This is a genomic window from Chryseobacterium potabilaquae, from assembly GCF_902728265.1.
Lineage (GTDB): Bacteria > Bacteroidota > Bacteroidia > Flavobacteriales > Weeksellaceae > Chryseobacterium > Chryseobacterium potabilaquae.
In genome coordinates, this window is sequence record NZ_CACVBR010000009.1 from 61,830 (window position 1) to 87,701 (window position 25,872).

At 32.8% G+C, this 25,872-nt stretch carries 23 protein-coding genes and 1 pseudogene; 16 read left to right on the forward strand and 8 right to left on the reverse strand.

Annotated features, from left to right (window positions below; translation table 11 throughout):
- Positions 1-4: 4 nt before the first annotated feature.
- On the forward strand, positions 5-2,122 hold the full coding sequence (locus tag CHRY9293_RS07235; RefSeq protein WP_162032395.1) for a type IA DNA topoisomerase: 2,118 nt from the start codon (positions 5-7) through the stop codon (positions 2,120-2,122).
- Between the two features lie 69 nt (positions 2,123-2,191).
- Entirely contained in the window at positions 2,192-2,614 is a 423-nt protein-coding gene (locus CHRY9293_RS07240; protein WP_162032396.1) for a PaaI family thioesterase, read from the forward strand.
- Positions 2,615-2,639: 25 nt separating this feature from the next.
- Here CHRY9293_RS07240 and CHRY9293_RS07245 read toward each other — a convergent pair whose 3' ends face one another.
- The gene (locus tag CHRY9293_RS07245; protein WP_162032397.1) at positions 2,640-3,380 is read right to left on the reverse strand and encodes a hypothetical protein; all 741 of its coding nucleotides are present in this window, start codon (positions 3,378-3,380) and stop codon (positions 2,640-2,642) included.
- A gap of 664 nt (positions 3,381-4,044) precedes the next feature.
- On the opposite strand from CHRY9293_RS07245, the gene CHRY9293_RS07250 reads away from it, so the two are divergent.
- The 4 genes from CHRY9293_RS07250 to CHRY9293_RS07265 all read left to right on the forward strand — a co-directional run bounded on the left by CHRY9293_RS07250 (position 4,045) and on the right by CHRY9293_RS07265 (position 8,226).
- Positions 4,045-5,055, forward strand: a complete 1,011-nt coding sequence (locus CHRY9293_RS07250; protein ID WP_162032398.1) for a LacI family DNA-binding transcriptional regulator — start codon at positions 4,045-4,047, stop codon at positions 5,053-5,055.
- Between the two features lie 79 nt (positions 5,056-5,134).
- The gene (locus CHRY9293_RS07255) at positions 5,135-5,479 is read left to right on the forward strand and encodes a phage holin family protein (protein ID WP_122546762.1); all 345 of its coding nucleotides are present in this window, start codon (positions 5,135-5,137) and stop codon (positions 5,477-5,479) included.
- A 177-nt stretch (positions 5,480-5,656) separates the two neighbouring features.
- The gene (locus tag CHRY9293_RS07260) at positions 5,657-7,651 is read left to right on the forward strand and encodes a S9 family peptidase (RefSeq protein WP_162032399.1); all 1,995 of its coding nucleotides are present in this window, start codon (positions 5,657-5,659) and stop codon (positions 7,649-7,651) included.
- Between the two features lie 86 nt (positions 7,652-7,737).
- Positions 7,738-8,226 (forward strand): DNA-deoxyinosine glycosylase, encoded by a 489-nt coding sequence (locus tag CHRY9293_RS07265; protein WP_162032400.1) that lies wholly within the window; start codon positions 7,738-7,740, stop codon positions 8,224-8,226.
- A gap of 52 nt (positions 8,227-8,278) precedes the next feature.
- Here the strand turns inward: CHRY9293_RS07265 and CHRY9293_RS07270 are convergent, their stop codons facing one another.
- Genes CHRY9293_RS07270 through CHRY9293_RS07285 form a run of 4 tightly spaced genes read right to left on the reverse strand, consistent with a single transcriptional unit; the run spans position 8,279 to position 12,308 of the window.
- Positions 8,279-9,313, reverse strand: a complete 1,035-nt coding sequence (locus CHRY9293_RS07270; RefSeq protein ID WP_162032401.1) for a phosphotransferase enzyme family protein — start codon at positions 9,311-9,313, stop codon at positions 8,279-8,281.
- Entirely contained in the window at positions 9,304-10,212 is a 909-nt protein-coding gene (locus CHRY9293_RS07275; RefSeq protein WP_162032402.1) for a nucleotidyltransferase family protein, read from the reverse strand. Before CHRY9293_RS07275 ends, CHRY9293_RS07270 begins: the two co-directional genes overlap by 10 nt.
- A complete protein-coding gene (locus CHRY9293_RS07280; protein ID WP_162032403.1) occupies positions 10,202-11,590 on the reverse strand; it encodes a Gfo/Idh/MocA family protein in 1,389 nt (462 codons plus the stop codon). Before CHRY9293_RS07280 ends, CHRY9293_RS07275 begins: the two co-directional genes overlap by 11 nt.
- Before the next feature lie 28 nt (positions 11,591-11,618).
- Complete coding sequence (locus tag CHRY9293_RS07285; RefSeq protein ID WP_162032404.1) at positions 11,619-12,308, reverse strand: AIM24 family protein; 690 nt, start codon at positions 12,306-12,308, stop codon at positions 11,619-11,621.
- Between the two features lie 176 nt (positions 12,309-12,484).
- Here CHRY9293_RS07285 and queA point away from each other — a divergent pair, with 176 nt between their 5' ends.
- From queA to CHRY9293_RS07310, 5 genes are all read left to right on the forward strand, one after another.
- Positions 12,485-13,534, forward strand: a complete 1,050-nt coding sequence (queA, locus tag CHRY9293_RS07290; protein WP_122636116.1) for a tRNA preQ1(34) S-adenosylmethionine ribosyltransferase-isomerase QueA — start codon at positions 12,485-12,487, stop codon at positions 13,532-13,534.
- 69 nt (positions 13,535-13,603) lie between these two features.
- Positions 13,604-14,638, forward strand: a complete 1,035-nt coding sequence (rlmN, locus tag CHRY9293_RS07295) for a 23S rRNA (adenine(2503)-C(2))-methyltransferase RlmN (protein ID WP_162032405.1) — start codon at positions 13,604-13,606, stop codon at positions 14,636-14,638.
- A 75-nt stretch (positions 14,639-14,713) separates the two neighbouring features.
- Complete coding sequence (locus CHRY9293_RS07300; protein WP_162032406.1) at positions 14,714-15,652, forward strand: sterol desaturase family protein; 939 nt, start codon at positions 14,714-14,716, stop codon at positions 15,650-15,652.
- Between the two features lie 169 nt (positions 15,653-15,821).
- A complete protein-coding gene (locus CHRY9293_RS07305; protein WP_162032407.1) occupies positions 15,822-16,700 on the forward strand; it encodes a hypothetical protein in 879 nt (292 codons plus the stop codon).
- Between the two features lie 69 nt (positions 16,701-16,769).
- Positions 16,770-17,747, forward strand: coding sequence for a polyprenyl synthetase family protein (locus CHRY9293_RS07310; protein ID WP_122546773.1), 978 nt, complete (start codon positions 16,770-16,772; stop codon positions 17,745-17,747).
- A gap of 1 nt (position 17,748) precedes the next feature.
- Here the strand turns inward: CHRY9293_RS07310 and CHRY9293_RS07315 are convergent, their stop codons facing one another.
- Positions 17,749-18,042 carry a hypothetical protein gene (locus CHRY9293_RS07315; RefSeq protein WP_122547335.1) on the reverse strand — a complete coding sequence of 98 codons (294 nt, stop codon included), beginning with the start codon at positions 18,040-18,042 and terminating at the stop codon, positions 17,749-17,751.
- A 138-nt stretch (positions 18,043-18,180) separates the two neighbouring features.
- Here CHRY9293_RS07315 and CHRY9293_RS07320 point away from each other — a divergent pair, with 138 nt between their 5' ends.
- Positions 18,181-20,613 (forward strand): alpha-ketoacid dehydrogenase subunit alpha/beta, encoded by a 2,433-nt coding sequence (locus tag CHRY9293_RS07320; RefSeq protein WP_162032408.1) that lies wholly within the window; start codon positions 18,181-18,183, stop codon positions 20,611-20,613.
- Positions 20,614-20,665: 52 nt separating this feature from the next.
- On the opposite strand, the gene CHRY9293_RS07325 is transcribed toward CHRY9293_RS07320, so the two are convergent.
- Positions 20,666-21,037: a winged helix-turn-helix transcriptional regulator gene (locus tag CHRY9293_RS07325; RefSeq protein ID WP_162032409.1), complete on the reverse strand. Its 372-nt coding sequence runs from the start codon at positions 21,035-21,037 to the stop codon at positions 20,666-20,668.
- 132 nt (positions 21,038-21,169) lie between these two features.
- Here CHRY9293_RS07325 and CHRY9293_RS07330 point away from each other — a divergent pair.
- Positions 21,170-22,235 (forward strand): annotated as a pseudogene (locus CHRY9293_RS07330) (NADH:flavin oxidoreductase).
- A gap of 172 nt (positions 22,236-22,407) precedes the next feature.
- Here the strand turns inward: CHRY9293_RS07330 and CHRY9293_RS07335 are convergent.
- Positions 22,408-23,610 (reverse strand): C1 family peptidase, encoded by a 1,203-nt coding sequence (locus CHRY9293_RS07335; protein WP_162032410.1) that lies wholly within the window; start codon positions 23,608-23,610, stop codon positions 22,408-22,410.
- Positions 23,611-23,908: 298 nt separating this feature from the next.
- Here CHRY9293_RS07335 and CHRY9293_RS07340 point away from each other — a divergent pair, with 298 nt between their 5' ends.
- The 3 genes from CHRY9293_RS07340 to CHRY9293_RS07350 all read left to right on the forward strand — a co-directional run bounded on the left by CHRY9293_RS07340 (position 23,909) and on the right by CHRY9293_RS07350 (position 25,847).
- Positions 23,909-24,412, forward strand: a complete 504-nt coding sequence (locus CHRY9293_RS07340; protein ID WP_122546778.1) for a GbsR/MarR family transcriptional regulator — start codon at positions 23,909-23,911, stop codon at positions 24,410-24,412.
- A 183-nt stretch (positions 24,413-24,595) separates the two neighbouring features.
- Positions 24,596-25,405, forward strand: coding sequence for a DCC1-like thiol-disulfide oxidoreductase family protein (locus CHRY9293_RS07345; RefSeq protein ID WP_162032411.1), 810 nt, complete (start codon positions 24,596-24,598; stop codon positions 25,403-25,405).
- Positions 25,398-25,847 (forward strand): SRPBCC family protein, encoded by a 450-nt coding sequence (locus CHRY9293_RS07350; RefSeq protein ID WP_162032412.1) that lies wholly within the window; start codon positions 25,398-25,400, stop codon positions 25,845-25,847. Before CHRY9293_RS07345 ends, CHRY9293_RS07350 begins: the two co-directional genes overlap by 8 nt.
- Positions 25,848-25,872 lie beyond the last annotated feature (25 nt).

A 25,872-nucleotide genomic window follows, 5' to 3' on the forward strand; every position in this document is an offset into this window, starting at 1 on the left:
ATTCATGAAACTTTGTATTGCCGAAAAACCAAGTGTTGCCAGAGATATCGCAAAAGTATTGGGTGCTACCACACCAAAGCAAGGATATATGGAAGGAAATGGGTATTGGGTAACATGGACTTTTGGACATCTTTGTACCTTGAAAGAACCCCATGATTATAGCCCTGAGCTTAAGTCATGGAATTTAATATTCTTACCCATTATTCCAAAGAGTTTCGGAATCAAACTCATTCCTAATAAAGGAGTTGAAAATCAATTTAAAATAATTGAAAAATTAGTTGAGGAATGTGAAGAAGTGATTAATTGTGGGGATGCGGGGCAAGAAGGAGAGTTGATCCAGAGATGGGTATTACAGAAAGCAAAGTGTAATAAACCTATTCAACGTTTATGGATTTCGTCCCTTACAGAAGAGGCAATTAAGGAAGGTTTTGCGAGCTTAAAACCTGCAGAAGACTATAAAAACCTTTATTTAGCAGGAAATGCAAGAGCAGTGGGGGACTGGCTATTAGGAATCAATGCCACTCGACTTTTTACCAAAAAATTCGGAGGTAATAAAGCTGTTCTTTCCATTGGAAGAGTCCAAACACCTACCTTAGCAATGTTGGTGCAACGTCAGAAAGAGATTGATGCTTTTACCATTGAAGAATATTGGGAACTCAAAACGAAATATCGTGATGTCATTTTTAATGCTGCAATTGATCGTTTAAAAACACCAGATCGTGCAGAAAAAGGATTAGAATATTTAAAAGTAAATCCGTTTGAAATTGTTTCGTTTGAAATTAAAGAAGGGAAAGAAAAAAATCCACGGCTTTTTGATTTGACAGGACTTCAGGTAGAAGCTAATAAAAAATATGGTTACTCAGCAGAGAATACATTGAATTATATTCAAAGTCTTTATGAGAAAAAACATGTGACTTATCCGCGTGTTGATACAACCTACTTATCGGAAAGCCTTTATCCTAAAATAGAAGGAATTCTGAGAAAAATGACTTTTTATCAAGAGCTTATAGCTCCCTTATTACAAGAACCGATTCCAAAGACTAAAGCGGTTTTTGATGATGCAAAAGTGACAGATCACCATGCAATTATCCCAACTGAAGTTCCTCCCTCTCAATACCTAACTAAGGAAGAAAAATTAGTCTATGATTTAATTGCCAAGCGTTTTATTTCTGTTTTCTATCCTGAATGTAAAATTTCAAATACTTTGGTGGAAGGAAAGGTGGGGACTATACCTTTTAAAACGAGTGGAAAACAAATTTTAGAACCGGGTTGGAGGATAGTGTATGCTAAAGAATCCAAGGAAGAATTAACGGAAAAAGAAAAAGAAGAAGAACAAACCATCCCTGAATTTACGGTAGGGGAGACAGGACCTCATAATCCATTCATTCACCAAGGAAAAACCTCACCACCAAAACCTTACACAGAAGCAACGCTTTTAAGAGCGATGGAAACAGCTGGCAAGCAAGTAGAAGATGAAGAGCTTCGAGAATTATTGAAAAATAACGGGATTGGCAGACCTTCTACGCGGGCTAATATTATTGAAACTCTTTTCAAAAGAAAATATATTGAGAAGAAAAGAAAGAATTTAATTGCTACTCAAACTGGAATTCAATTAATTGATACCATAGAAGATGAATTGCTCAAAAGTCCTGAATTAACAGGGGAATGGGAGCTTAAGCTCCGTAAAATTGAAAGTGGGCAATATGAAGCCAATCAATTTAAAGAAGAGCTGATCCAGATGGTGACAGAGCTTACCAAAAAAGTTGCGGATGGAAAAGGTAAGATGATTACTTTGCAAGAAGAGAAAGAAGAAATCAAAGAAAAAAAGAAAAGAGAACCGGCAGCAAAAAAAGAACTCCAATCTTGGGAAGAAACAAAATGTCCCAAGTGTAAAGAACATCATTTGATAAAAGGAAAAACAGCGGTAGGTTGTTCTGATTTTAAAAATTGCGGTTTTAAAGTGACTTTTGAAATATTTGGTAAGAAACTTTCAGATAAACAACTTTTAGATTTGATGCTAAAAGGTAAAACGTCCAAGTTGAAAGGATTCAATGCGCATCCTCAGAACTTGACAGAAGGAATTTTGACATTAGGAGAGGAGTTTAATATACTTCTGATATAATCATCGTGTGATGAATTTTGAATTTTTTTGTATGAATTTGTACTTACCTTTATCTTTTAAATTAAAATAATGACATCAGAAAAAAAGAAACTCATTACAGATAGCTTTAATCGTTCAGAAACATTGCAGTTTTATAAAGCAGAATTATTAGATGTAGATACAGACTTTGTTTCTATAAAAGTTCCGAAAATGGAAATAATGACAAGAAAAGCGGGAATGTTTAATGGAGCAATGATTGCCTCTTTAGTAGATGTTTCTTCGGGATATGCTGCAGTGAGTCATTATGAAGAAGATTGTTATGTAGTGACAGTTGAACTTAAAGTGAACTATTTGCGACCAGCAATCGGAGATGCTTTAGTTTCAAAATCTTATGTTATAAAAGGAGGGGCAAAAATAAGTGTAGTCAGAACAGAAATTTATACCATTGAAGAAAATAAAGAATCGGAAAGTCACGTGGCGACTTCATTAGTAACGATGATGAAGATTAAATAAAATGGGTAGAAATTTTCTGCCCATTTTAAAATGAATATATTTGAACGGAAAACTGCAAGTAAGCATTATTACCGACAGGATTCCACATCCCCCAAATACCGATAGGAAGTTTGTAATCCCAAAGACTAATTTTTTTAGATATAACTAGACTGATTTCATTAAAACCCGCTTTTTTCGCAAGCAAATGACTTTTTTCGCCATTGGTATTATTTAATGCAAAGCCATATCCAACCCTACCGTTGACTTGTAGATCTTCATCTTCATTTTTATACAAAGGATATTCTGCTGACACAAAAGAAGAATATTTATTAGATGTATTTTCTTGATTTCTATCTCTACCAAAAACAACTGTGCTCCAACCCAATATTAATGGAATTTTATTACTAATCGTATAAAATGCTCTTAAATCCCACAGTCGACCTGTTTCACGAGCATTATAATTGAAAAATTCTTTGTTATTATAATCTGCATTAGGAGAAAAGTTGTACACGTCCCATAGTTCTATTAATATATGTTTGTTTTTGTATCCTAGATAGTTATCAAATTCTTTATAAGAACCATCTGTATTTCCTCCGGCCCAAAATCCTCCATAGAAATTTTCATTACTCAAACTAACATAGCCTGTGTAAATCAAACCGGAAGAGATTTCAACCCCTCTCCAAAGGTTACTGTTTCTAAGTTGTAAAGCGGAGTGCAGTTGTTGGGTGAAAAATAAGGAGGTTCCTGCAAGAATAGAAAGTATTATTGAAATTTTTGAGGTAAACATAATCTTTTTTTGGAATTTAATTGGGAACATCCCATATCCGGCATATACGCCGGATAATAGAATGTCCAATACAAGAATGAAAAAAATATTTAGTTGGAAAATGGTGTGTTCCCAGTTGCACGAATAAAGTTTGATATATTATTTATATCATCCCTATTGAAATAGAAGACAAAATCACAAATGAAAAGCTCCTTATTGTCTTATAAATAGATAAAATAATATTTCAGAATATGATGAATGTACAATTAAAAAAGATCATAAAAGAAAGATGGAATGTCCTTTCATTTCAAGATTTCATATTTTATAATTATAATGTGATTTTGATTAAATTCTGAAAATTTTAATTTATTATATTTTAATTTCTCCTATTCAATAAATCTCTAAGTTTTTTAGATTTTTAGTGTTGTATTGAATACAATTATAAATGGATTTTTACTAGTGAAATTTATAATTCCATGTTTAGTGATGTTGTAATCGTAATAACGTTTCTGCATATTCATGATAAATGTTTGTGTTTTTTTGTCAAACTTACAGCAGTTTCTTCATTAATAACACTTTTTTATTGATAATTTTTTATGGGAACGTTCCCAAAATGATGGGAACGTTCCCGGTTATCTATTTTTTTGTTATTTTTGGCAAAAAACAAATATAAAAAAATCACAAAATGAAACGAATTACGATTAAAGATTTGTCAAAATCTTTGTCATTATCTACCTCTACTATATCAAGGGCTCTTTTGAATGACAAAAATATTAATTCAGAAACTCAAAAAAGGGTTTTGAATGAAGCTGAGAAACTAGGGTATAAACCCAATTCTACAGCTCTTAATCTCAAATATGGGAAATCTAAAAATATTGGACTTGTTGTGCCGGAAATGGTGACTCCATTTTCATCAAAAATCCTGCAGGGTATACAAGAGGTTTTGGAACCGTTAGGATATAAAGTCATTATTACACAATCGAATGAAAGTCCTTTGGTAGAAAGGAAAAATCTTGAATTACTAGAAGATTTTAATGTAGATGGGATCATTATTAATGCATGTCATGAAACCTATAACGAAAAAATATATAGGAAAATGATTGAAAAAGGAACAGCATTGGTCTTTTTTGATAGAATTCCTTCCAAATCGTTAGATGTTCCGAAAGTAATATTAGATGATCATATTAAAGCTTCTTTAGTCGTAGAACATTTGATTAATACAGGAAAGAAGAGAATTGCCTATATTATGGGACCTTCTACGATACGAAATGTGATAGAAAGAGCTCGTGGATATCAAAGGATTTTAGAAAAGCATGGAATATTCGATCCTAATCTGATAGTTCAAACTGACGGAATGATGTTTGAAGATGGTGCAAAAGCCGTACAACAATTAATAGTAAAAAATCTTGAATTTGATAGCATTTTTGCATTTTCAGATACGTTAGCTATTGGAGCAATGAATTACCTTTTAGAACACAACATCAAAATTCCACAACAGGTTTCATTAGCGAGCTTTTCAGGAACGGAATTATCCACTATTGTACATCCTCAGTTGACCAGTGTACAACAACCTCTCATAAAAATGGGAGAAACAGCTGCACGATTGATTCTCAAAAAGATAAAAGAAATTTCTTCACCAAATGAAACAATTGTGATGGATGCAGAACTTATTTATAGAGCATCAACATTGAATTAAGGGACTTTTTAAAGAAGTTTTATAGGCAGTATGGAATGGCTTTTGTAATATAATAGTGACAACATAAAAAAATAATACTATGAACTTAATTATCCGATTGCTCGTAACGGCAGTAGTTGCGTATCTTCTCACGAAAATTTTACCGGGAGTACATTTTGAGGGCTTTTCTACAGCTATCATCTTTGCTATTGTATTAGGTATTTTAAATCTAATAGTGAAACCTTTTTTAAGTCTTTTGGGACTTCCTCTTACCATTATTACATTAGGGTTGTTTGCTTTAGTGATTAATGCTTTAATTATTCTTATAGCAGACTATTTTATAGATAATATGGTGGTAGATGGATTTTGGTGGGCACTTATTTTTAGTATTCTCCTTTCTATTATTACTTCCTTGGCCAATTCTATGTTTTCGGATGGCGATTAAAAGTAAATTTGAACCAATATATAATCCGTCAGATAATAGCTGACGGATTTTTTATTTTAAATAATAGATGAGAAAGAAATAAGACAGGATTATGGTAGAGTAAACTTAAATGTTAATTTTTTCGTTCCTTTTATTTTAAATATTAACTTTGGCAATCTTTGAATTAAATAATAATTTATGAAACTTAAGCACAGTCTGCTGACTCTGGTAGCCCCACTTCTAATGAATGCACAACAATTAATGACGCCCGAAACTCTTTGGACTTTGAAGAAAGTTGGAGTACAGGTCGTTTCGCCTGATCAATCTTCCCTTATTTATAAAGTGGGACAAGTTGATCTAAGAACTGAAAAAACAAAAAATGAAAACTATTTTTTAAATGTTTTAAACAATCAGGCAACCAAGCTAGATTTGGGTAAAAAAACTTTAATTCAATGGGATAAAAATGGGATATATGCCCAAGAACTAGATAAAATTTTTCTTTCTAAAGATAATGGACAAACTTGGACAGAATTCTATACGATAGGTGAAGTTGATAATATTGTCATTTCTCCAGATGGGAAAAAGATAGCTTTCAGTAAGCAGGTGTTAGTAGAAAACGTTATGGGGAAAGATAAGTATAACGACACTCCTAAAACTACAGCTTACATATACAGGGATTTAAACCATAGACATTGGGACTATTTTAATGAAGGAAAATATAATCATGTTTTTGTGGTTGAAGTTTCGGATAAGGTAGATACGGCAAAAGATTTGTTGGAAGGAAAGCCTTGGGATTCACCGCAAAGGCCCTTTGGTGGGGCGGAAGATTTTATATGGACTCCGGATTCCCTACAATTGGTATATGTAACAAAGCCTAAAAGTGGAAAAGAATATGCCACTAGTACGAATACAGATATATTTGTGTACAATTTAGCTTCAGGATCTATAAAGAATTTAACAGAGTCTAATAAGGGATATGATGTAAACCCAAAATTTAGTCCTGATGGAAAATCGTTGATTTGGCAAAGTATGGAAAGAGATGGGTATGAAGCAGATAAAAATGACATTAAGATCATGGATTGGGAATCTGGGAAAGTGTCAAATCTGACAAAAGATTGGGATGAAAGTGTTTCTGGAGATGTATTTTGGAGCGGGGATGCAAAAACTATCTATTTTACAGCAGCTTTCAGAGGAACAAAACAACTTTTTTCTATAGATCCGAAAACTTCTAAAACTCAACAAATAACAAAAGGGAACTATGATGTAAATGAAATTTTTGCAGATCAGAAAAATTCATTATTAGTAGGAAGAACAGATATAAATCATGCCACTGACCTATTCTCTGTCAATACCAAAAACGGAGAAATGAAGCAGGTAACGGAAGTTAATAAAGCAACTTATGATAAACTTGCACAAGGGAAATCTGAACTTAAAATGGTGAAAACTTCAGATGGTAAAGAAATGGGAGTATGGTTTCATTATCCGCCCAATTTTAATCCCAATAAAAGATATCCTACATTAGTATATTGTCAAGGAGGACCACAGTCTGCCCTAACTCAGTTTTTCAGTACACGATGGAACTTTGCACTGATGGCTGCCAATGGATATATCGTAGTAGCACCTAATCGACGAGGAATGCCGGGATGGGGGACAAAATGGAATGAGGAAATCTCCAAAGATTGGGGAGGACAGCCTATGAGAGATTATCTTGCAGCAACAGATTATGCAAAAACATTACCTTATGTGGATGGAGATAGAGTAGCTGCTGTAGGAGCAAGCTATGGAGGCTACAGCGTATTTATGTTGGCAGGTATCCATGAGAATAGATTCAAAACGTTCATTGCTCATGACGGATTATTTGATATGAAATCTTGGTATCTTACTACAGAAGAACTATGGTTTGCCAATTGGGACTTAGGATCTCCATGGGAAAACCCATTGCCAAAAGCATATACAGAATTTAACCCAAGTAATTATGTTGAAAAATGGAATAAACCTATTATGATTGTACAAGGAGGAATAGATTATAGAGTTCCTTATGAACAAGGTCAGGAAGCTTTCCAAGCTGCTAAATTAAGAGGTTTAAATACAAAACTAGTCTATTTTCCAAATGAAAACCATTGGGTACTTCATCCACAAAATGGATTAGTATGGCAAAGAGAGTTTTTTGAATGGTTAAAAGAAACATTATAAAAAATAATAGTAACGAACGGGCTTTAGCCCGTTTTTTTGTGGTTCAAATATCTAATAGAGGAGATAAAAATATCTATATTTGAACCATGCAAAATCGAATTTTTTCTTTCCCTCCGATCATTGATGATCATTCTCGGATTTTAATTTTAGGCTCAATTCCGGGGATTAAGTCATTAGAAAAACAAGAATACTATGCACATCCACAGAACAAATTTTGGAAAATTATATTTGAATTGTTTGGAGAAGAATTGACGATGGATTACACGGAAAAAATAAATATGTTAAAAAAGAAACAGATTGCACTTTGGGATGTCATAGATTCTTGCGAAAGAAAAGGCAGTTTAGATTCTGAGATCAGAAATGAGGAGGCCAATCAAATTATTGAGCTCTTAGAAAAATATCCAAATGTTAAAACAATATTTTGTAACGGTGGGAAATCATATAAAAATTTGCAGAAAATAATAGGGAATAATTTTAAAACTCCCTTTTATTTACTACCCTCTACAAGTCCACTTCATACTATTTCTTTTGAAAGAAAATTTGAAAGTTGGAAATTGATTTTGAATTATTTATGATTTATTTTTCACAAATGCAGGATATGGTATCCGGATATATCAAAAAAATAAATTAAGCTTTTAAATATTGAGTTAAGCCTTCTAAAAGGCGAAATTGATTTCTTACTCGATCCAAATTATGTTCCGGATATTGAATTGAATAATAAATATTTTCATTCAAATAATCCGTTAAAAAACGGATCGCTTGAATATAAATTACAACTTGTGCTGCATATTCTAGATTATTATATTCTTCAGAAGTCAGTTTTTCTTCCAAATGAAATAAAAAACCTTCCTTTACAGCTTTAAAAATACTAGGATTAAAATTATTAATAGGATTACTACCATCATCTTCATTAGTGATATTACAATAAGAACGAATCATATCCCCAAAATCATATAAGATGGTCGAAACAATTACAGTGTCCAAGTCTATTACAGCAATAGGCTCATTATTCTTATTGAAAAGAATATTACTTATTTTAGGATCGGCATGAATAATTCTTTTAGGAAGATGATTCTTCTTAACCATTTCTATCCATTGATTAGGAAGGGAAAGAAGTTCATTGGCTAATTTCACTTCAGATTGGGCATTTTCAAGTAAAATAGGACTTGCATGTTCTAAAGATTTTTTATAATCATTGATTCTCTTCTCAAAGTTGATAAATCCAGGTAATGTTTCCTGTATTTCTATCAAATCAGGAGTATTAACTGTATCCAAAAAATGGCTAAATGCTTTTGCTGCCCTATAGGCTATTTCAGAAGAAGGGACTTTGAGAAATGTTTTGCTATCTTCAATGTAGTTTTGTAATCGCCAGGATTGCTCATTTTCATCGTGAACTAAGAACTCCTGAGTGGAGGACGCAATAGGATCAATAATGATAAGCTCATAACGATGAGATTGCAACAAACAATTGATGAGCAAATGATTGGTGATAATAATGGTCGGATTTTTAAAAATTTGCTGATTAATATTTTGAAGAATATATTTTTTATTGGTATCATTATTTTCTAAAATATAGGTAGAATTAATGAGCCCATCTGTAATAGGATTAACCGTATAATTGGTTGTATTAATAAATTTTCGGACAATAGTATCTAATTCCATACATCTTTTGGATATCTATGTTGTTCAATTTGTTTTTCAAGATAATTTTTAAGTAAGATTTTATCATCTGCATACGTTATTCCTATCCATTGAGAGGGAGAAGCTTTTACCCGTACTTTTACTTTTTCTTCATGAATCATTTTTTGGACAGCCGAAGGAATATAAAACTCTTGCGTAGGTAATGGATTTGAAGCTATAAACTCATTAAAATAAATCTCAAGATAAGGGAAGATTTTGGGATGAAAAACAAAAAAATTCATTGAAACCAATGTCTGTGAATTGATTTCTATATCTTTTTCATTTTCAGTATAGATAATAGACCCTTTTTCTTTCCTGATAGAAGTTTGTTCTTCAATATTTAATAAATACCCCTTTGAATCCAATGTGCAAATTCCTCTGGAAACACTTCCATTTTCGCTAAGAGTTGATTCCACGGGATAAGCAATCAGTTCAAATTGTGAAGAAGAAATATGTTTCGAATGTATTTCTTTTGCCGCAAGTTGATAAGCTTCCTTTCCATAAAAGTCATCCGCATTGATAACAATAAAAGGTTCCTCGATTACCTCTTTTGCACAAAGAACAGCATGACCTGTTCCCCAGGGTTTTTCCCGACTTGAAATAATACGATCAGAAGCTACAAACTTTTCCATATCCTGAAAAATCCATTTCAACTCGAATTTTTTTATTTTTGAAATATGTTCTAATCTTTCAATATAACTTCCCGGAATCATTCGATTAATGACTATAATAACTTTATTAAAACCAGCTTCCAAAGCATCATACAGGGAATATTCCAGGATAGGAGAGCCATTTTCTAGCATTCCATCAATTTGTTTTAGGCCTTTATATCGGGTTCCAAGACCTCCGGCTAATATGAGGAGTGTTTTTTTAGAATTCATCGGTCATTCCAAAAACAGGTTTACGACTTTTCCATTGTCCATTGGTGAAATCAGGAATCTCTACAATTTGACTTCCCTTTGCAATAGATTCTTCGCTCAGTGGAGTGATGGAGTACCAAGTTGCTAAATCATATACATCCATTGGGAATTCTATATTTCTTTTAATACATTCTATAAATGTATTCATTACAAAGAAGTCCATTCCTCCGTGGCCGGCTCCATTGGCATCTTTTTCAAACCTCTTCCACATAGGATGATCATTTTCAGTTAACCATTTTTCCGTGTTTTCCCATTTGTGGGTGTGATTCATATTTTTCTCAAAATAAATATGCCCTTGGTTAAATTCGCCCCATCCGAAATCCTGCCACAGACCTTCCGTGCCTTGTACTCGGAATCCCAGATCATAAGGTCTTTGTAAACTAGTATCATGAGTTAGCAGAATGGTTTCACCATTTTCACAGGCAATTTGTGTGGTAACGACATCTCCTTGGTTGAATTTTATTTGTGAGTTAGGATGTTTGTCTCCTCCTTTTTCGTGTTCTACAATATATTTATGCAACCCAACAGATTTTGATGAAAAAGAAGAAAGCCTTGTGAGTCTATTTCCACGATTGATATTCATCGTCATAGCAATGGGACCTAATCCATGAGTAGGGTATAACTCTCCATTTCGTTTGATATAATGTTCGGTTCTCCATTTGGCTTCACTGAATCCTTTTTCTCCAAATTCCGTTCCTGAATTATAAGGAGTAATACCATCATTAAATAGTACACCACGGAGATCATGCTGATAACCGCCTCTTCCATGAACTAACTCTCCAAACATTCCTTTGCGGACCATATGTAAAATAGCCATAACATCTCTCCTATAGCAAACATTTTCCATCATAAAAATAGGAACTTTTGTTTCTTCATATGCTTTTACAAATTCCCAACAATCTTGAAGCTTTATAGCTCCTGAAACTTCCATTCCTACAATTTTTTTTGCCCGCATGGCTTCCACTCCTTGTGTCAAATGCCATTCCCAAGGGGTTGCGATGACAACGGCATCAATGTTTTTTAGCCTTAAAAGATTTCTGTAGTCATATTCTCCATTAGAAAACTCTTGAGCTGAAGGTTTATTATGGGTGTTTAGAATTTTTTGAGAAGCCGAAAGCATTGCTTTATTAAGATCTGCAAAAGCTATAATATCTACATCGTTACGCTTTGCCAAAAGCTTGATATGCTCTTGTCCCCGAAGTCCCACTCCAATAAAACCCACCCTGATTTTTTTATCAATTTTAAAATTTTCGGAATAAGCAAATAAAGAATTAGGTAAAACCAAAGCTCCAAAACTAGCCATTGCAGCCGTTTTGATAAAATTTCTACGTGTCGTCATTTTTTGATATTTATCTTGGGCGAAATTATTATTCTATAGTATACACTTCTTCATAAGGTTGGATCAATACCCATCCATGGCCTGAAAACTTCATCTGAAACTCCTCGCCACTTCCTCTACCCATAATACTTTTAAAAGAAATACTTGTTTTTAGTTCTGGACTTAAGTTTCCGGACCATGCAACAGTAGCGTTAGGGTCCGTATATACAGGATTGTTGGGAGTAACCATTAACGTTAAAGGATCTCCATGGGTAGTGATAGCAATATGCCCCGTACCTGATAGTTTTACCTGAAACAATCCTCCGGACATCATTCCGGCAATACTTTTTAGCATGGTAATATCACTTTTTATACTTTGATCATGAGCCAGTACATCATTTCCATTCACACAAATAGATTCGTTATTCAGATAGAGAATACGCACTTTCTTACCTGAATCTGCTACATATAACTTCCCTGTACCTTCAGCCTTCATAAGCTTAGAGCCTTCACCACTCACTACTTTTTTTAAGAGGTTTCCAAGTCCCGCGGAAAACATTCCTTGCCTTTCGAAGTTAATATTTCCTGTATAGCCAATCATGCTTCCGGCTTTGGTCCAAACAAATTGATTGTTGAGGTTAATTTCTAAAAGTTGAGGTTTTTCCAGCTCAAAATAATCTCGTTCTTGGGGATTTTCTTTGGTCTCATTGACGAATGCTTCTAATGAATATTTGCTCATAGGTGTATATTTTCAATGCTAAAATAAAAAAATATATAGCAAAACTTATGGAAAATACGAGTGTTTTTATATGATTTTAAATAATACTTGACAAAGGGGGTATGAATGTCGTATATTTGCACCTCAAAAAATTACAGCTTACAGTTGTACTAAATTTTTAAACCGTAATTTAAAAAATGAAAACATCCGATTTTAATTTTGATCTTCCTGCGGAATTATTAGCAGAACACCCATCAGAGCACAGAGACGAAGCGAGATTAATGGTTTTAAACAGAAAAACAGAAACCATTGAGCACAAGTTGTTTAAAGATGTGGTAGATTATTTCGACGAAAAAGATCTATTTATTTTTAATAATACGAAAGTATTTCCTGCACGTCTTTATGGAAATAAAGAAAAAACAGGAGCAAAGATTGAAGTTTTTCTTTTAAGAGAACTTGATAAAGAAACACGTGTGTGGGATGTATTAGTAGATCCGGCTAGAAAGATTAGAATTGGTAATAAATTATTCTTTACTGAAGATGAATCTTTGGTGGCTGAGGTTATCGATAACACGACTTCAAGAGGGAGAACTTTGAGATTCTTATTTGATGGTTCTTATGATGAATTCCGAACTAAATTGAAAGAACTAGGAGAAACTCCACTTCCAAAATATATTAAAAGAGCAGTTGAGCCTGAAGATGCTGAAAGATATCAAACGATCTATGCAAAAGTAGAAGGAGCTGTAGCAGCTCCGACAGCAGGACTTCACTTCTCTAAACATTTAATGAAGAGATTAGAAATTAAAGGAATTGATTTCGCGGAAATTACACTTCACGTAGGATTAGGTACTTTTAATCCTATAGAAGTTGAAGACCTTTCTAAGCATAAAATGGAATCTGAAGAAATCACGATCGATGAGAGAAATGCTGAGATTATTAATAATGCAGTAGATGCTCATAGAAGAGTTTGTGCAGTAGGTACAACTACGATGAGAGCACTGGAAACTTCAGTATCTTCCAATAAGAAAATTTCTGCTTTTCATGGGTGGACTAATAAATTTATCTATCCACCTCATGACTTTGGTGTTGCCAATTCAATGATTACGAATTTCCATACTCCAAAATCTACATTAATTATGATGATTGCAGCATTTGCAGGGAGGGATTTTATAATGCATGCTTATGAAGAGGCTGTAAAAGAGAAGTATAAATTCTACTCTTACGGAGATGCAATGTTAATTTTATAAAAGATATTAAGGCAAAGAGCTGCAAAGCAATAGCTTTTGCAGCTTACCGCCTGAAATCTATAATTCATAATGAAAGATATTAGAACTTTATCACTGGATCAGCTCAAAGATTATTTTGTTTCTTTGGGAGAAAAACCGTTCCGTGCGAAGCAGGTTTATGACTGGTTATGGAGCAAAAATCTCCATTCGATTGATGAAATGACAAATCTTTCAAAACCTCTTCGTGAAAGAATCGCTGAAGAGTATACAATCAATCCTGTTTCTGTTGATCAACTTCAAAAAAGTACAGATGGAACAATTAAAAATGGAGTAAAACTTCATGATGGTTTAATGGTGGAATCTGTATTAATTCCAACCGAGACCAGAACTACAGCATGTGTTTCTTCACAAGTAGGATGCTCATTAAACTGCGAATTTTGTGCAACAGCTCGACTGAAAAGAATGAGAAATCTTGAAGTGGCTGAAATTGTGGATCAGGTAGCTTTGATTGATAGTCAGAGTAGAATGTATTTTGAGAGACCCCTTTCCAATATTGTATTTATGGGCATGGGAGAACCCATGATGAATTATAAAAATGTGGTGGAAGCAATCAGAAAAATTACGCAGCCGGAAGGCTTGGGCATGTCTCCACGAAGAATTACAGTATCTACATCTGGAATTCCTAAAATGATCAAAATGCTTGCGGATGATGATTTAAGGGTAAAACTCGCATTATCCCTTCATTCTGCCATTGAGTCAAAGCGTAATGAAATTATGCCTTTCTCGGATAAGTTTCCTTTAACAGACATTATGGAAGCTCTTCAGTATTGGTATAAAAAAACAGGTTCTGTAATTACTTTTGAATACTGTGTCTGGAAAAATATTAATGATAAGGATGAAGATATTAAAGCTTTAATAAAATATTGCAAACAAGTTCCTTCCAAAGTTAATTTAATACAGTACAACCCTATTGGAGAAGGTAAGTACGATCAATGTAACAAACAAGCAGAAGATAATTATGTTCGTCAGCTTGAGGCTTCAGGGGTAACTGTGATGATCCGAAAGAGTAGAGGAGGAGATATTGATGCTGCATGCGGTCAGCTGGCTAATAAAGCAACTGATTAAAATTTTATTAAAAAACATAAAAATTATTCTTAACGTTTTCTTAAAATCTTAAATTTGCATTAAATAAGTAAACAAATGATGGATTACTTTTTGGGCGAAGATGGATTAGAAAATGTCTATTCATGGTCTATTCCTATTCACGCCACTGTTATTTTAGCAGAGATGATTTATAGTCATGTTTCTGAAGCTAAACTGTACGATAGAAAAGATGTTGCAACGAGTGTTTATCTTGCTTTGATGAACTTCGGATTGGATATTGTGATGAAAGCATTCGCGATGGGAGTTATGTTTTTCTTTTACTCTCACCGGTTATTTACATGGGATTTCACGATTTGGTATTGGCTAATTTGCTTTATTATAACTGATTTTGCTTATTATGTACTACATTATGTAGATCATCATTCTAGAGCATTTTGGGCCGTTCATATTACCCATCATAATTCTGAATATTTTAATTTAACAACAGGTTTTAGAAGCCCTGTTTTGCAACCATTATATAGATATTTATATTTTTCGCCATTAGCTTTTTTAGGCTTTAATCCTTGGCATATTATGGTGGTGTATGCAATTGGACAGGTATATGGAACGTGGGTTCATACACAAACGGTGAAAAGTATGGGCTTTTTAGAATATATTTTAGTGACACCTTCTCATCACCGTGTTCATCATGCTTGTAATATCAAATATTTAGATAGAAATATGGGAATGTGTCTTATTATTTGGGACAAAATATTTGGAACTTTTGAAAAAGAAGATCCAAACGTTCCTGTTAAATATGGGATTTATCCTAAAATGCCTGATAATAAACCGGATACGGTTCTTTTATATGAATGGAGGAAAATTTGGAAAGATATTAAACAACCAGGATTAAAGTTTTCAGATCGGATCAATTATATTTTTAATTCACCAGGATGGAGGCATGATGGAACTGGAAAAACAGTAAGACAATATCAAAAAGAATACTGGTCTAAAAAATTAATGAAAAAAGAACAAAACAAAAGAAAAACGGCTTAAATTCAAAATAAGCACATGAAATTATGATTTCAATAAAAATCTATAAAATAGTTGGACAGGTGAATGCCTGTCTTTTTTTGTAAGTAGAAGGAACCTAGAATGAGATTGTTCAAAAGATAGCATATAGAACAATTGATTGTGGGTAAAGAATTTTAGTTATTTTTATTTCATGAAAAAATTATTTCTTATTTTCTGTTTGGGGATGTCTCATTTAGTATTTTCCCAGCAGACTGATTTTCTCAAAATTAAAAAATATAGGGTCAGCTATTTAAGTGATAGCATTCAAGAAACTTCTGGTCTCAGTATTTTTAATGGAAAACTATTTACTTTTAATGATAGTGGAAATAAGCCTCAACTTTTTGAACTTGATAAAACAACAGGAAAGATTATTAATACATTAGAAATTAATGCTAAAAATAAGGATTGGGAGGCTTTAACGAATGATGGTGAGCATTTTTATATAGGAGACTTTGGAAATAATGGAGGTGCAAGAAAAGATTTAGAGATTTATAAAATTCCTTTTAAAGAAGATAAATTAGAAAACGATTCTATCACTCTTATTTCGTTTTATTATCCGGAACAAACAGAGTTTATTCCTCGATATTACAAAAACGATTTTGATGCAGAAGCAATGATCTATTTGAATAAAAAATTGCACATTTTTACAAAAGAGTGGGCATCAAAATCGACTTCTCACTATATCGTAAATCCCGAAATAAAAGAAAAGCAAAAAGCCGAAAAAGTAGAGTCTTTTAAAACCAATTTTGTAGTAACAGATGCTGCTTATTTTGATAAAAAACTTTATTTAATTGGATATACAAAAAAAACAGAAGTGTTTTTGGATATTTTTGATGAGACGGAACCGGGAATGTTTTTTACAAAAGCTCCCCGGCATTATTATTTAGGAAGTGCTTTGTCTATTGGCCAAATAGAGGGCATTGCTGTTGGCAATGTAGGGATTTATATTTCCGGCGAAAAGTTTAATTCACCTTTGGGAGGAACGAAACCCAGTTTTTATTTTGTACCTAAAGAAAAACTCAAAGATTAATTTATCTTAAAATTGATTGAAAAAAATTATCTTTGTGGAAATTAATAAATTATCTATCATTCGAAGATTGTGGCGAATACTGTAGAAGAAATAAAACGACCCATCAATGAGGAAATGAAACTTTTTGAACAAAAGTTTTATGAATCTATGCAGAGTAAAGTTCCTTTATTAGATAAAGTAACTCGTTTCATCGTTACTACTAAAGGTAAGCAGATGCGTCCTATGTTTGTATTTCTCTGTGCAAAACTTGTTGAAAATGTAAATGAAAAGACCTATCGAGGAGCCTCAATGATCGAGCTGATTCATACGGCAACTTTGGTACATGATGATGTGGTAGATGAAAGTTTTAAAAGACGTAACTTTTTTTCGATAAATGCTTTATGGAAAAATAAAATTGCTGTTTTGGTAGGTGATTACCTTTTATCAAAGTCAGTGTTATTGTCTACTGATTATAAAGATTATGATTTACTGGGAGTAATTTCAAGAACTATTAGGGAAATGTCCGAAGGAGAGCTTCTCCAATTGGAAAAAGCAAGAAAATTAGATATTACTGAAGATGTTTATTATGAAATTATTCGACAAAAAACGGCTACTTTAATTGCTGCTTGTTGTGAGATTGGGGTGTTATCGAATGGGGCTGATGAAAACCTCGCTAAAAAAATGCAGAATTTTGGAACCTATACAGGGATGGCTTTTCAGATTAAAGATGATTTATTTGATTATTTGAGTTCAAACGTTATTGGAAAACCTGTGGGGATTGATATCAAAGAACAAAAAATGACATTGCCTTTGATTTATACATTAAAAACCGCTAGTGAATCGGATAGGAAATACTATTTTAATACAATTAAAAGGTATAACAATGATAAAAGTAGAGTAAAAGAACTCATTACTTTTGTGAAAAATTCCGGAGGTCTTGATTATGCTATTAGTGTAATGAAAGATTTTCAACAAAAAGCAAAAGACATTCTGGATGAATTTCCTGACTCAGACGCTAAAAAATCGTTACATATTATGTTGGATTATGTAATAGAAAGAAAATTTTAAACTAAATTATATTCATTGTTACGATGATTACTGCCAGTACAATGCAAAATAATGCAATTAAAAATGAATAATCTGCAATATCCTCAAATCTATTTCTGCGTTCTTCACTTTTTGCTCTGATAGATAAAAAAGAAAAAAAGCAACTAAAAGCAAAAAAGATACACGCAATTCCTGCAAATTCATCTAAATGAGTACTATGACTAATTTTAGAGATTTTCAAAGAAGTGATGATTACTAATGAAAATCCTAAAAGATTGCTAGAGGCATTCAGAATATGAGATGATTTTTTTTCCATCATATACAAATTTACTCAAAATAAATTACACTATTTTCTATTATCAAATTTTTAAAAAAGATTATTGAAAATTAAAATTAATTTAAAAAGTGTATATTAGCAAAATACTTCGAGAATTAAAAAAATTATATTTTGGCTATGCAAACAACCTACATTGAAACCCAGCAGATTTCTTTTCAAGACTTTAAAAATCAAATACTTGAAGATTATAAACTGGGGAGAATCTCACGTGAAATGTCTTATTTGGGAAGAAGGGAAGTACTGACAGGAAAAGCTAAATTTGGAATTTTTGGGGACGGAAAAGAATTGCCACAATTGGCAATGGCTAAAGTTTTTAGAAATGGTGATTTTCGTTCAGGGTATTATAGAGATCAAACTTTTGCATTAGCGGTTAATGCTCTGACAATTAAAAGTTTCTTTGCTCAATTGTATGCAGATACCAGTGTTGAAAGGGAGCCGGCTTCCGCCGGAAGACAAATGAACGGGCACTTTGCCACAAGAAGTTTGAATGAAGATGGAAGTTGGAAGAATTTGATGGCTCAAAAGAATATATCTTCAGATATTTCTCCTACCGCAGGGCAAATGCCTAGATTATTAGGATTGGCTCAAGCTTCAAAAATATATAAATCAGTACAGTTCGAAGGTTCTGAAAAATTCTCAAATAAAGGTAATGAAATAGCGTTTGGAACCATTGGGGATGCTTCTACAGCTGAAGGTCATTTTTGGGAAACATTGAATGCGGCATGTGCCATTCAAGTACCCATGATTGTTTCTATTTGGGATGATGGATATGGAATTTCAGTACCAACGAAAAATCAGAGAGCAAAATCAGATATTGCTGAGATGTTAAGTGGTTTTCAAAGAAAGGAAGAGGAAAATCAAGGTTGTGAAATCATTCAAGTAAAAGCATGGGACTATCCTTCATTACTAGATGCTTATGCAAAAGCAGAACATTTTGCTAGAACTGAAAGTATTCCGGTAGTTGTTCACGTTGTTGAAGTAACTCAGCCACAAGGACATTCTACTTCCGGATCTCATGAAAGATATAAAAATGAAGAACGTCTTACTTGGGAAGCAGAATTTGACGGATTAATAAAATTCAGAGAATGGATTTTGGATTATGCTATCGAAATTGAAGGTAAAGAAGAGATTATTGCAACAGTTGAAGAGTTGGATAGTATAGAAGAAGAAGCTAAAAAAGTGGTAAAAGCTGGACAAAAGGAGGCTTGGGAAGACTATCAAAAAACAATTACTGATTTAACGAAGTCCATTATGCCTTTGATTGAAAATATGAAAGGGCAAAATACAGAAATTGAAACTTATATCAGCCAATTCAATAAGTTAGTTTCTAAGGCTAAAAAAGATATTTTTCATTTGATAAGAAAGACTTTATTGGTTACGAGAGGGATTCATTCAAACGAAAGAAATCAATTGTTACAAAAATATAACGAAGTATTTGAAATAGAAAAAGACCACTATTCTTCTCATCTTTATTCTGAATCTGAGTGGAAAGCTACTCATGTAAAAGAAATAAAACCTATTTTTTCAGAAAATTCAGAAGAGGTTGATGGAAGAGTAGTTGTAAGAAATAACTTTGATAAAATTTTCGAGAAATACCCTGAAACATTAGTTTTTGGTGAAGATGCCGGAAATATTGGAGATGTGAATCAAGGATTGGAAGGAATGCAGGAAAAGTATGGTGAAGTTCGTATTGCTGATACAGGAATCCGTGAAGCTACGATCCTTGGTCAAGGTATTGGATTAGCAATGAGAGGATTAAGGCCAATTGCAGAAATCCAGTATTTGGATTATATCCTGTATTGTTTGCAGGGAATGAGTGATGATTTAGCAACTGTCCATTATAGAACAAAAGGAGGTCAAAAAGCACCTGTAATTATCAGAACTAGAGGTCATAGATTGGAAGGAATTTGGCATTCCGGTTCGCCTATGGCTGGGATTATTAATCTTTCAAAAGGTATTTTAGTATTAGTTCCAAGAAACTTAACAAAAGCTGCCGGATTTTATAATACGATGCTTCAGGCGGATGAACCTGCTGTAATTGTGGAATGTTTGAATGGATATAGATTAAAAGAAAAACAACCGGATAATTTAGGAGAGTTTACCGTTCCTGTAGGAAAAATTGAAATAACAAAAGAAGGAAAAGATATTACTTTGGTTACCTACGGATCGACTTGGAGAATTGTTATGGAAGCGGCCAATGAATTAGAAAAATTGGGAATTTCTGCTGAAGTTATTGATGCTCAATCCTTAATTCCTTTTGATTTATCTCATGAAATAGCTGAAAGTGTTAAGAAAACTAATAGATTGGCTGTTATCGATGAAGATGTGGAAGGAGGAACCTCTGCGTTTATTTTACAGCAGATTTTAGAAAAGCAAAAAGCATTCAGGTATTTAGATTCAGATCCATTGACGATTGTGGCAAATGATCACAGACCGGCATATGCAAGCGATGGGGATTATTTCAGTAAGCCATCTGCGGATGACATGGTAGAAAAGATTTATGCTTTATTTAATGAAATAAATCCTCAAAAATATCCTGCGATATTTTAATTGGTATTTTAGATAAACAAAACCGCTTTCTTTTGGGAAGCGGTTTTATATTTTAACCTATTTTATGATCTAATAGAGTGCAATCGTTTTTAGATTTTGGTCCTTTAATCTGATATTTAGCTTCCCATTCTTCCAATAAATATAAAATAGGCAACAAAGCCAATCCCTTTTCTGTCAGTGAGTATTCAACTCTTGGAGGAATTTCTTTAAACTCTTCACGAATCACCAATCCATCGGCTTCCATTTCCCTTAATTGGTCGGTCAAAACTTTTCTGGAAATCACATTAATGCGTACAGCGAGTTCTCCAAAACGTAATTTTCGGTCTTTGATAACCAATACTATAATCGGTTTCCATTTGCTTCCCAAGGCAGACATTGCTTTACCAAGAGGGCAGTTGTATTCCATTAATTCGTTCTTTTTCATACGTTACTTTTACGTTACTAATGTAAGTTACTACAAAGTTACCACTTTTTTTCTTTCAAAAGATACAAATATGAACTATTATTAGTTACTTTGTGTAACAATTATAAAAAAGTAATTTTAAAATTAGTAAAAATGAGTACAGAATCATTATTTAAACCTTTTATATACAAGAATTTAGAACTTAAAAATAGAATAGTAATGGCTCCAATGACAAGGGCACAATCTAATAATGGAGTTCCGACTCAGCAAATTGCAGATTATTATGCAAGAAGAGCGGCTTCAGAAGTAGGATTGATCCTTTCTGAAGGGACCGTAATCAACAGGCCAGGATCAAAAAATATGCAAAATATTCCTGACTTTTACGGAGCTGAAGCATTAAATGGTTGGAAAAACGTAATTGATAGTGTTCATGAAAGTGGAGGAAAAATGGGACCTCAAATTTGGCATGTTGGAGATACAAGAATGTTACAAGATTATCCATTAGTTGAGATGGAAAAGGCTTCTACCATGACATTGGAAGATATTCAGGATACGATTACTCAATTTGCAGCTTCTGCAAAATCGGCTAAAGATCTCGGCTTTGATGTGTTGGAAATTCATGGAGCGCATGGATATTTAATCGATCAATTTTTCTGGGAAGTTACCAATACCAGAACGGATGAATATGGAGGTAAAACTTTGAAAGAAAGAAGCAAATTCGCAGTGGATGTCGTTAAAGCTATAAGAGAGGCTGTAGGAAAAGATTTTACCATTATTATCCGCCTTTCTCAATGGAAACAACAAGATTATTCTGCTAAGCTAGTAAAAACACCTGAAGAAATGGAGGAGTGGTTATTGCCATTAAAAGAAGCGGGTGTTGATATTTTTCATTGTTCACAACGTCGTTTCTGGGAAGCCGAATTTGAAGGTTCAGATCTTAATTTTGCAGGATGGGCTAAAAAAATCACTGGGCAACCAACAATTACAGTAGGTTCTGTGGGCCTTGAAGGAGATTTTATGAAGGCTTTTGCAGGCGAAGGAACGGATAAAAAAAACAGATTTTTCTGAATTGACGAGAAGATTAGATAGAGGGGATTTTGACCTTGTTGCAGTAGGACGAGCATTATTGCAAGATCCTCAATGGGTAGAAAAAATAAAAGAAGGTAAAACCGAAGAGCTTTCGAATTTTTCTGCAGAAAGCATGGGAATTTTATATTAAGATAGTTTTGAATGTATGGCTATCGGTAATAAAATACTCCCTTTATACTTTTTGATTAATTATTCAATTTTATATTCAATTTCACCTATTTATTTAAAGTTAAACCGCTTTCGGATTTCCGAAAGCGGTTTAACTTTAAATATCTAACATATCCATACAAGCAATCGCTTTATTATAAACCAATATTTTTAGTAGGTTTTAATTGTTTTAGAATATTTTTTGGAATTGCATTTTTGTGAACAAGAATAGCTGTTGACTTATACTCAATATAAGGTCTTGTTGCATAAAGATAGCCTTCAAAATCATTCGTTACACCCCAAGAATTTTTCACCATATAATACTCTTTCCCGGTTTGATCTTTTGCTAATCCTACGATATGCATTCCATGATCATCCGTTGTAGAAAGATTATTAAGAGCTTTCTGACGCATATCTTCAGTGATTACTTTATCTTTCTTAGGTTCGGAAAATAAAGTTTGTTTATTTTCTGCGGTGATTTGATCTAGGTCCATATCCGGAACATACGCCACTCCATTTTTATATGAAAAGTAAGGCTCGGACACATCAGTAGCCCAACCTACAGAATATCCTTTGTTGATGGCATTGTCAATAATAGCCGTGAAATCTTTCATAGGAACATTCCAATCAGAATCATGGCTCCAGTTATCAGGAATTGGAACTACAAATTTTTGGTAATAAGGATAATCTTTATAAGAAGAGATTTCTACATAATCTTCAGGAATTATTCCAACTACTTCTTTAGCAAAGGTTTTTGGAGTATAGTTTTTTCCTTGATAGGTAAAGTTGGTCGGAACTTTTCCAAGATATTCATCTAAAATATTATCTACTGAATTCATCCAGTTATCGGTAAGTTTTCCTTTAGAGGCGGTTTGAACTAAACTGTCTAAAACAGGTTTCAATTTTCCTTGCATTTCCTTAAAGTTGTTAAGTGTTTGCCCGGATTTTAAGCCTGTATAGACGTCCTGAGGTACAGCCCCATATTTTTTATACATATTAATTACGTCATGTAATTCACCTCCATCACCCCAACTGATCGCACCACTATTCAATACATATAGTTTAGCTTTATCATGATAAGAATTTCTAGCCGTAAAAATTTCTGCTAAATCTACAGGTTTTTTGCCCATTCTTTGCATTTCAGATTCAAGGAAAGAGTTCCCTGAATAGCTCCAACAGGTTCCCGATGATCCTTGATTTTTAACAGAAGTCGCACCGACATCCTTTAAAGTAGTAAACTGAAAATTAGCATTTTGTGATTGATTGTTTTTTAACTTATTGATTAAGTCATCTTGAGCGAACATCATACTTCCTGCAGACAAAACAAAAAGTAATGAGGCAATTTTGTTATTTTTCATTACTATACAAAGATTATTTATTTTACTAGTCGTACATATTATAAATTTGTTACAATAATATATGTACAATTTAAAAACTATTATAAAGTTAAGCGCAAAATTATTAATTTAAATGTGTTTGCAGATATAAAAAAGCATGATTTATGTTCTTATATTTTCAAAATAGCCGTTTTTTTAGAAATAATACTACATTAGTAAGTGAACAGGAAGTAAGATACTAATAAAATTAATTTTCAAAAATTATTGAAAGTTCGAAAATTATAATTATATTTGTATTAGAAATTAAAATTACAATCCAATGAAACTGGCAGAAGCGAAAGAAAAGTACATTCAGACTTGGGGAACATTTGCTACCAACTGGGGAATCAATCGTACAATGGCACAAGTACATGCTTTACTTTTGGCAAGTGAGAAACCTCTTTCTACCGATGAAGTGATGGAACAACTTGAAATTTCGAGAGGCAATGCCAATATGAATTTGAGAGCACTAATGGATTGGGGAATTGTGAGAAAAGAGTTTGTAAAAGGTGATAGGAAAGAATATTTTGTGGCAGAAAAAGATGTTTGGTATTTATTCAAACAAATTACAAAAGAACGTAGGAAAAGAGAAATTGAACCTGTTATTTCATTTTTAGAAGAGCTTAAAAATATTGAAGATAAAGACTCTTCAGAAGCGAAAGAGTTTATACAGCTTATGGATGACTTTAGTTCAGTAACGGGGAAAATTAATAATATAATGGATCTTGCCATAAAAAGTGATGACCATTGGCTGGTGGGTAAGATTACCAACTTATTAAAATAAGAAGGACTTCAACATCCTTTTTTATTTCGATTTAACTTTCAAAAATTTCTGAAAATACAATATTGATAATAATTATTAAAATTTTAAAATGAAAAATATAGTATTTAAAATAGTAATGTACTTTCTTTTTAAAAGTTCAAAAAGAACAAAAGCCGATTTTCTAAACCTATAAAATATACAAAGATGAAAACACTTAAAAATCATGTTCTTATTTATGATAATGAATGCCCTATGTGTGCAATCTATTCAAAAGGATTCATCCATTCAGGAATGCTGGATGAAAATGGAAGAGAAGCTTTTACGGAAATTTCATTGGAGCACAAAAATCTTGTGGATTACACTCGAGCAAAAAATGAGATTGCTTTAATTGACCAAAATACACACAAAGTAATGTATGGATTAGATAGTTTACTCTTGATTATTGGAAATTCATTTCCCTTATTAGAAAAAGTGGCGAGGATATCTCCTTTTTATTGGTTTTTTAAGAAGTTATATTCATTTGTTTCTTATAATAGAAAACAAATTATTCCCTCCAAGAATGATACCGAGCAAGCCTGTATTCCCGACTTTAATTTGAAATACAGAGTAGCATACATAAGTTTTGTTGTTATTTTTTCAGGCTATATTTTAAGTCAGCTTTCCGTAAAAATGGGTTTGGGCTTATCTCAAAACTTTTGGAGAGAATTTAGCATTTGTATAGGACAAATTGTTTGGCAGGTACTTTTATTAAAGTCATATCTAAAGGATAAAACATGGAATTATATAGGAAATATGATGACAGTTTCATTAATTGGGACTTTACTCTTAATTCCGGCTTTATACCTTAGTATAAGTCCTATTTTCACTATTATCTATTTCGGGATTGTTGTTTTAATAATGGTTTTGGAACATATAAGAAGATGTACTATTTTACGATTGAATTTCTTACCTACCATAACGTGGATAGCGTATAGAGTGTTGGTTTTATTGATACTAATATATTATTATGTCTAGAATTTATTTAGAAACGATCATTAAGGCAGATATCCATAAAGTTTTTGATTTGGCAAGGGATATTGATTTACATCAAAAATCTACTCAAAAGACTAATGAAAAGGCAATTTCTGGAAGGATAACCGGATTAATTGAAGAAGGAGAAACGGTGACTTGGAAAGCAAAACATTTGGGAGTATATCAAACTCTAACCTCAAAAATTATCCATATGCAAAAGCCTTTTCAATTTACTGATATGATGTTGGAAGGCGCTTTCAAATCAATGAGACATCAGCATATTTTTAAACCATCTGAAGGAAAGACTTTAATGATAGATATTTTTGAATTTGAATCTCCGTTTGGGATGATTGGAAAGGTATTCAATCGTATTTTTTTGAAAAATTATCTTAAAAACTTCTTATTGGAACGAAATAAATTAATAAAGTCTACAGCTGAAAAATAGTTAGTTTTAAGGCTGTTACAGTAAA

What these genes read in the sequence shown, in the direction of transcription:
- CHRY9293_RS07325 (WP_162032409.1), bottom strand. Translation starts at nt 21,037, where the DNA reads ATGAAAAAGAACGAATTAATGGAATACAACTGCCCTCTTGGTAAAGCA.
- CHRY9293_RS07350 (WP_162032412.1), top strand. Translation starts at nt 25,398, where the DNA reads ATGTCTAGAATTTATTTAGAAACGATCATTAAGGCAGATATCCATAAA.
- rlmN (WP_162032405.1), top strand. Translation starts at nt 13,604, where the DNA reads ATGAAAGATATTAGAACTTTATCACTGGATCAGCTCAAAGATTATTTT.
- CHRY9293_RS07240 (WP_162032396.1), top strand. Translation starts at nt 2,192, where the DNA reads ATGACATCAGAAAAAAAGAAACTCATTACAGATAGCTTTAATCGTTCA.
- CHRY9293_RS07305 (WP_162032407.1), top strand. Translation starts at nt 15,822, where the DNA reads ATGAAAAAATTATTTCTTATTTTCTGTTTGGGGATGTCTCATTTAGTA.
- CHRY9293_RS07280 (WP_162032403.1), bottom strand. Translation starts at nt 11,590, where the DNA reads ATGACGACACGTAGAAATTTTATCAAAACGGCTGCAATGGCTAGTTTT.
- CHRY9293_RS07255 (WP_122546762.1), top strand. Translation starts at nt 5,135, where the DNA reads ATGAACTTAATTATCCGATTGCTCGTAACGGCAGTAGTTGCGTATCTT.
- CHRY9293_RS07315 (WP_122547335.1), bottom strand. Translation starts at nt 18,042, where the DNA reads ATGGAAAAAAAATCATCTCATATTCTGAATGCCTCTAGCAATCTTTTA.
- CHRY9293_RS07340 (WP_122546778.1), top strand. Translation starts at nt 23,909, where the DNA reads ATGAAACTGGCAGAAGCGAAAGAAAAGTACATTCAGACTTGGGGAACA.
- queA (WP_122636116.1), top strand. Translation starts at nt 12,485, where the DNA reads ATGAAAACATCCGATTTTAATTTTGATCTTCCTGCGGAATTATTAGCA.
- CHRY9293_RS07270 (WP_162032401.1), bottom strand. Translation starts at nt 9,313, where the DNA reads ATGGAATTAGATACTATTGTCCGAAAATTTATTAATACAACCAATTAT.
- CHRY9293_RS07345 (WP_162032411.1), top strand. Translation starts at nt 24,596, where the DNA reads ATGAAAACACTTAAAAATCATGTTCTTATTTATGATAATGAATGCCCT.
- CHRY9293_RS07250 (WP_162032398.1), top strand. Translation starts at nt 4,045, where the DNA reads ATGAAACGAATTACGATTAAAGATTTGTCAAAATCTTTGTCATTATCT.
- CHRY9293_RS07245 (WP_162032397.1), bottom strand. Translation starts at nt 3,380, where the DNA reads ATGTTTACCTCAAAAATTTCAATAATACTTTCTATTCTTGCAGGAACC.
- CHRY9293_RS07285 (WP_162032404.1), bottom strand. Translation starts at nt 12,308, where the DNA reads ATGAGCAAATATTCATTAGAAGCATTCGTCAATGAGACCAAAGAAAAT.
- CHRY9293_RS07265 (WP_162032400.1), top strand. Translation starts at nt 7,738, where the DNA reads ATGCAAAATCGAATTTTTTCTTTCCCTCCGATCATTGATGATCATTCT.
- CHRY9293_RS07275 (WP_162032402.1), bottom strand. Translation starts at nt 10,212, where the DNA reads ATGAATTCTAAAAAAACACTCCTCATATTAGCCGGAGGTCTTGGAACC.
- CHRY9293_RS07260 (WP_162032399.1), top strand. Translation starts at nt 5,657, where the DNA reads ATGAAACTTAAGCACAGTCTGCTGACTCTGGTAGCCCCACTTCTAATG.
- CHRY9293_RS07300 (WP_162032406.1), top strand. Translation starts at nt 14,714, where the DNA reads ATGATGGATTACTTTTTGGGCGAAGATGGATTAGAAAATGTCTATTCA.
- CHRY9293_RS07335 (WP_162032410.1), bottom strand. Translation starts at nt 23,610, where the DNA reads ATGAAAAATAACAAAATTGCCTCATTACTTTTTGTTTTGTCTGCAGGA.
- CHRY9293_RS07320 (WP_162032408.1), top strand. Translation starts at nt 18,181, where the DNA reads ATGCAAACAACCTACATTGAAACCCAGCAGATTTCTTTTCAAGACTTT.
- CHRY9293_RS07235 (WP_162032395.1), top strand. Translation starts at nt 5, where the DNA reads ATGAAACTTTGTATTGCCGAAAAACCAAGTGTTGCCAGAGATATCGCA.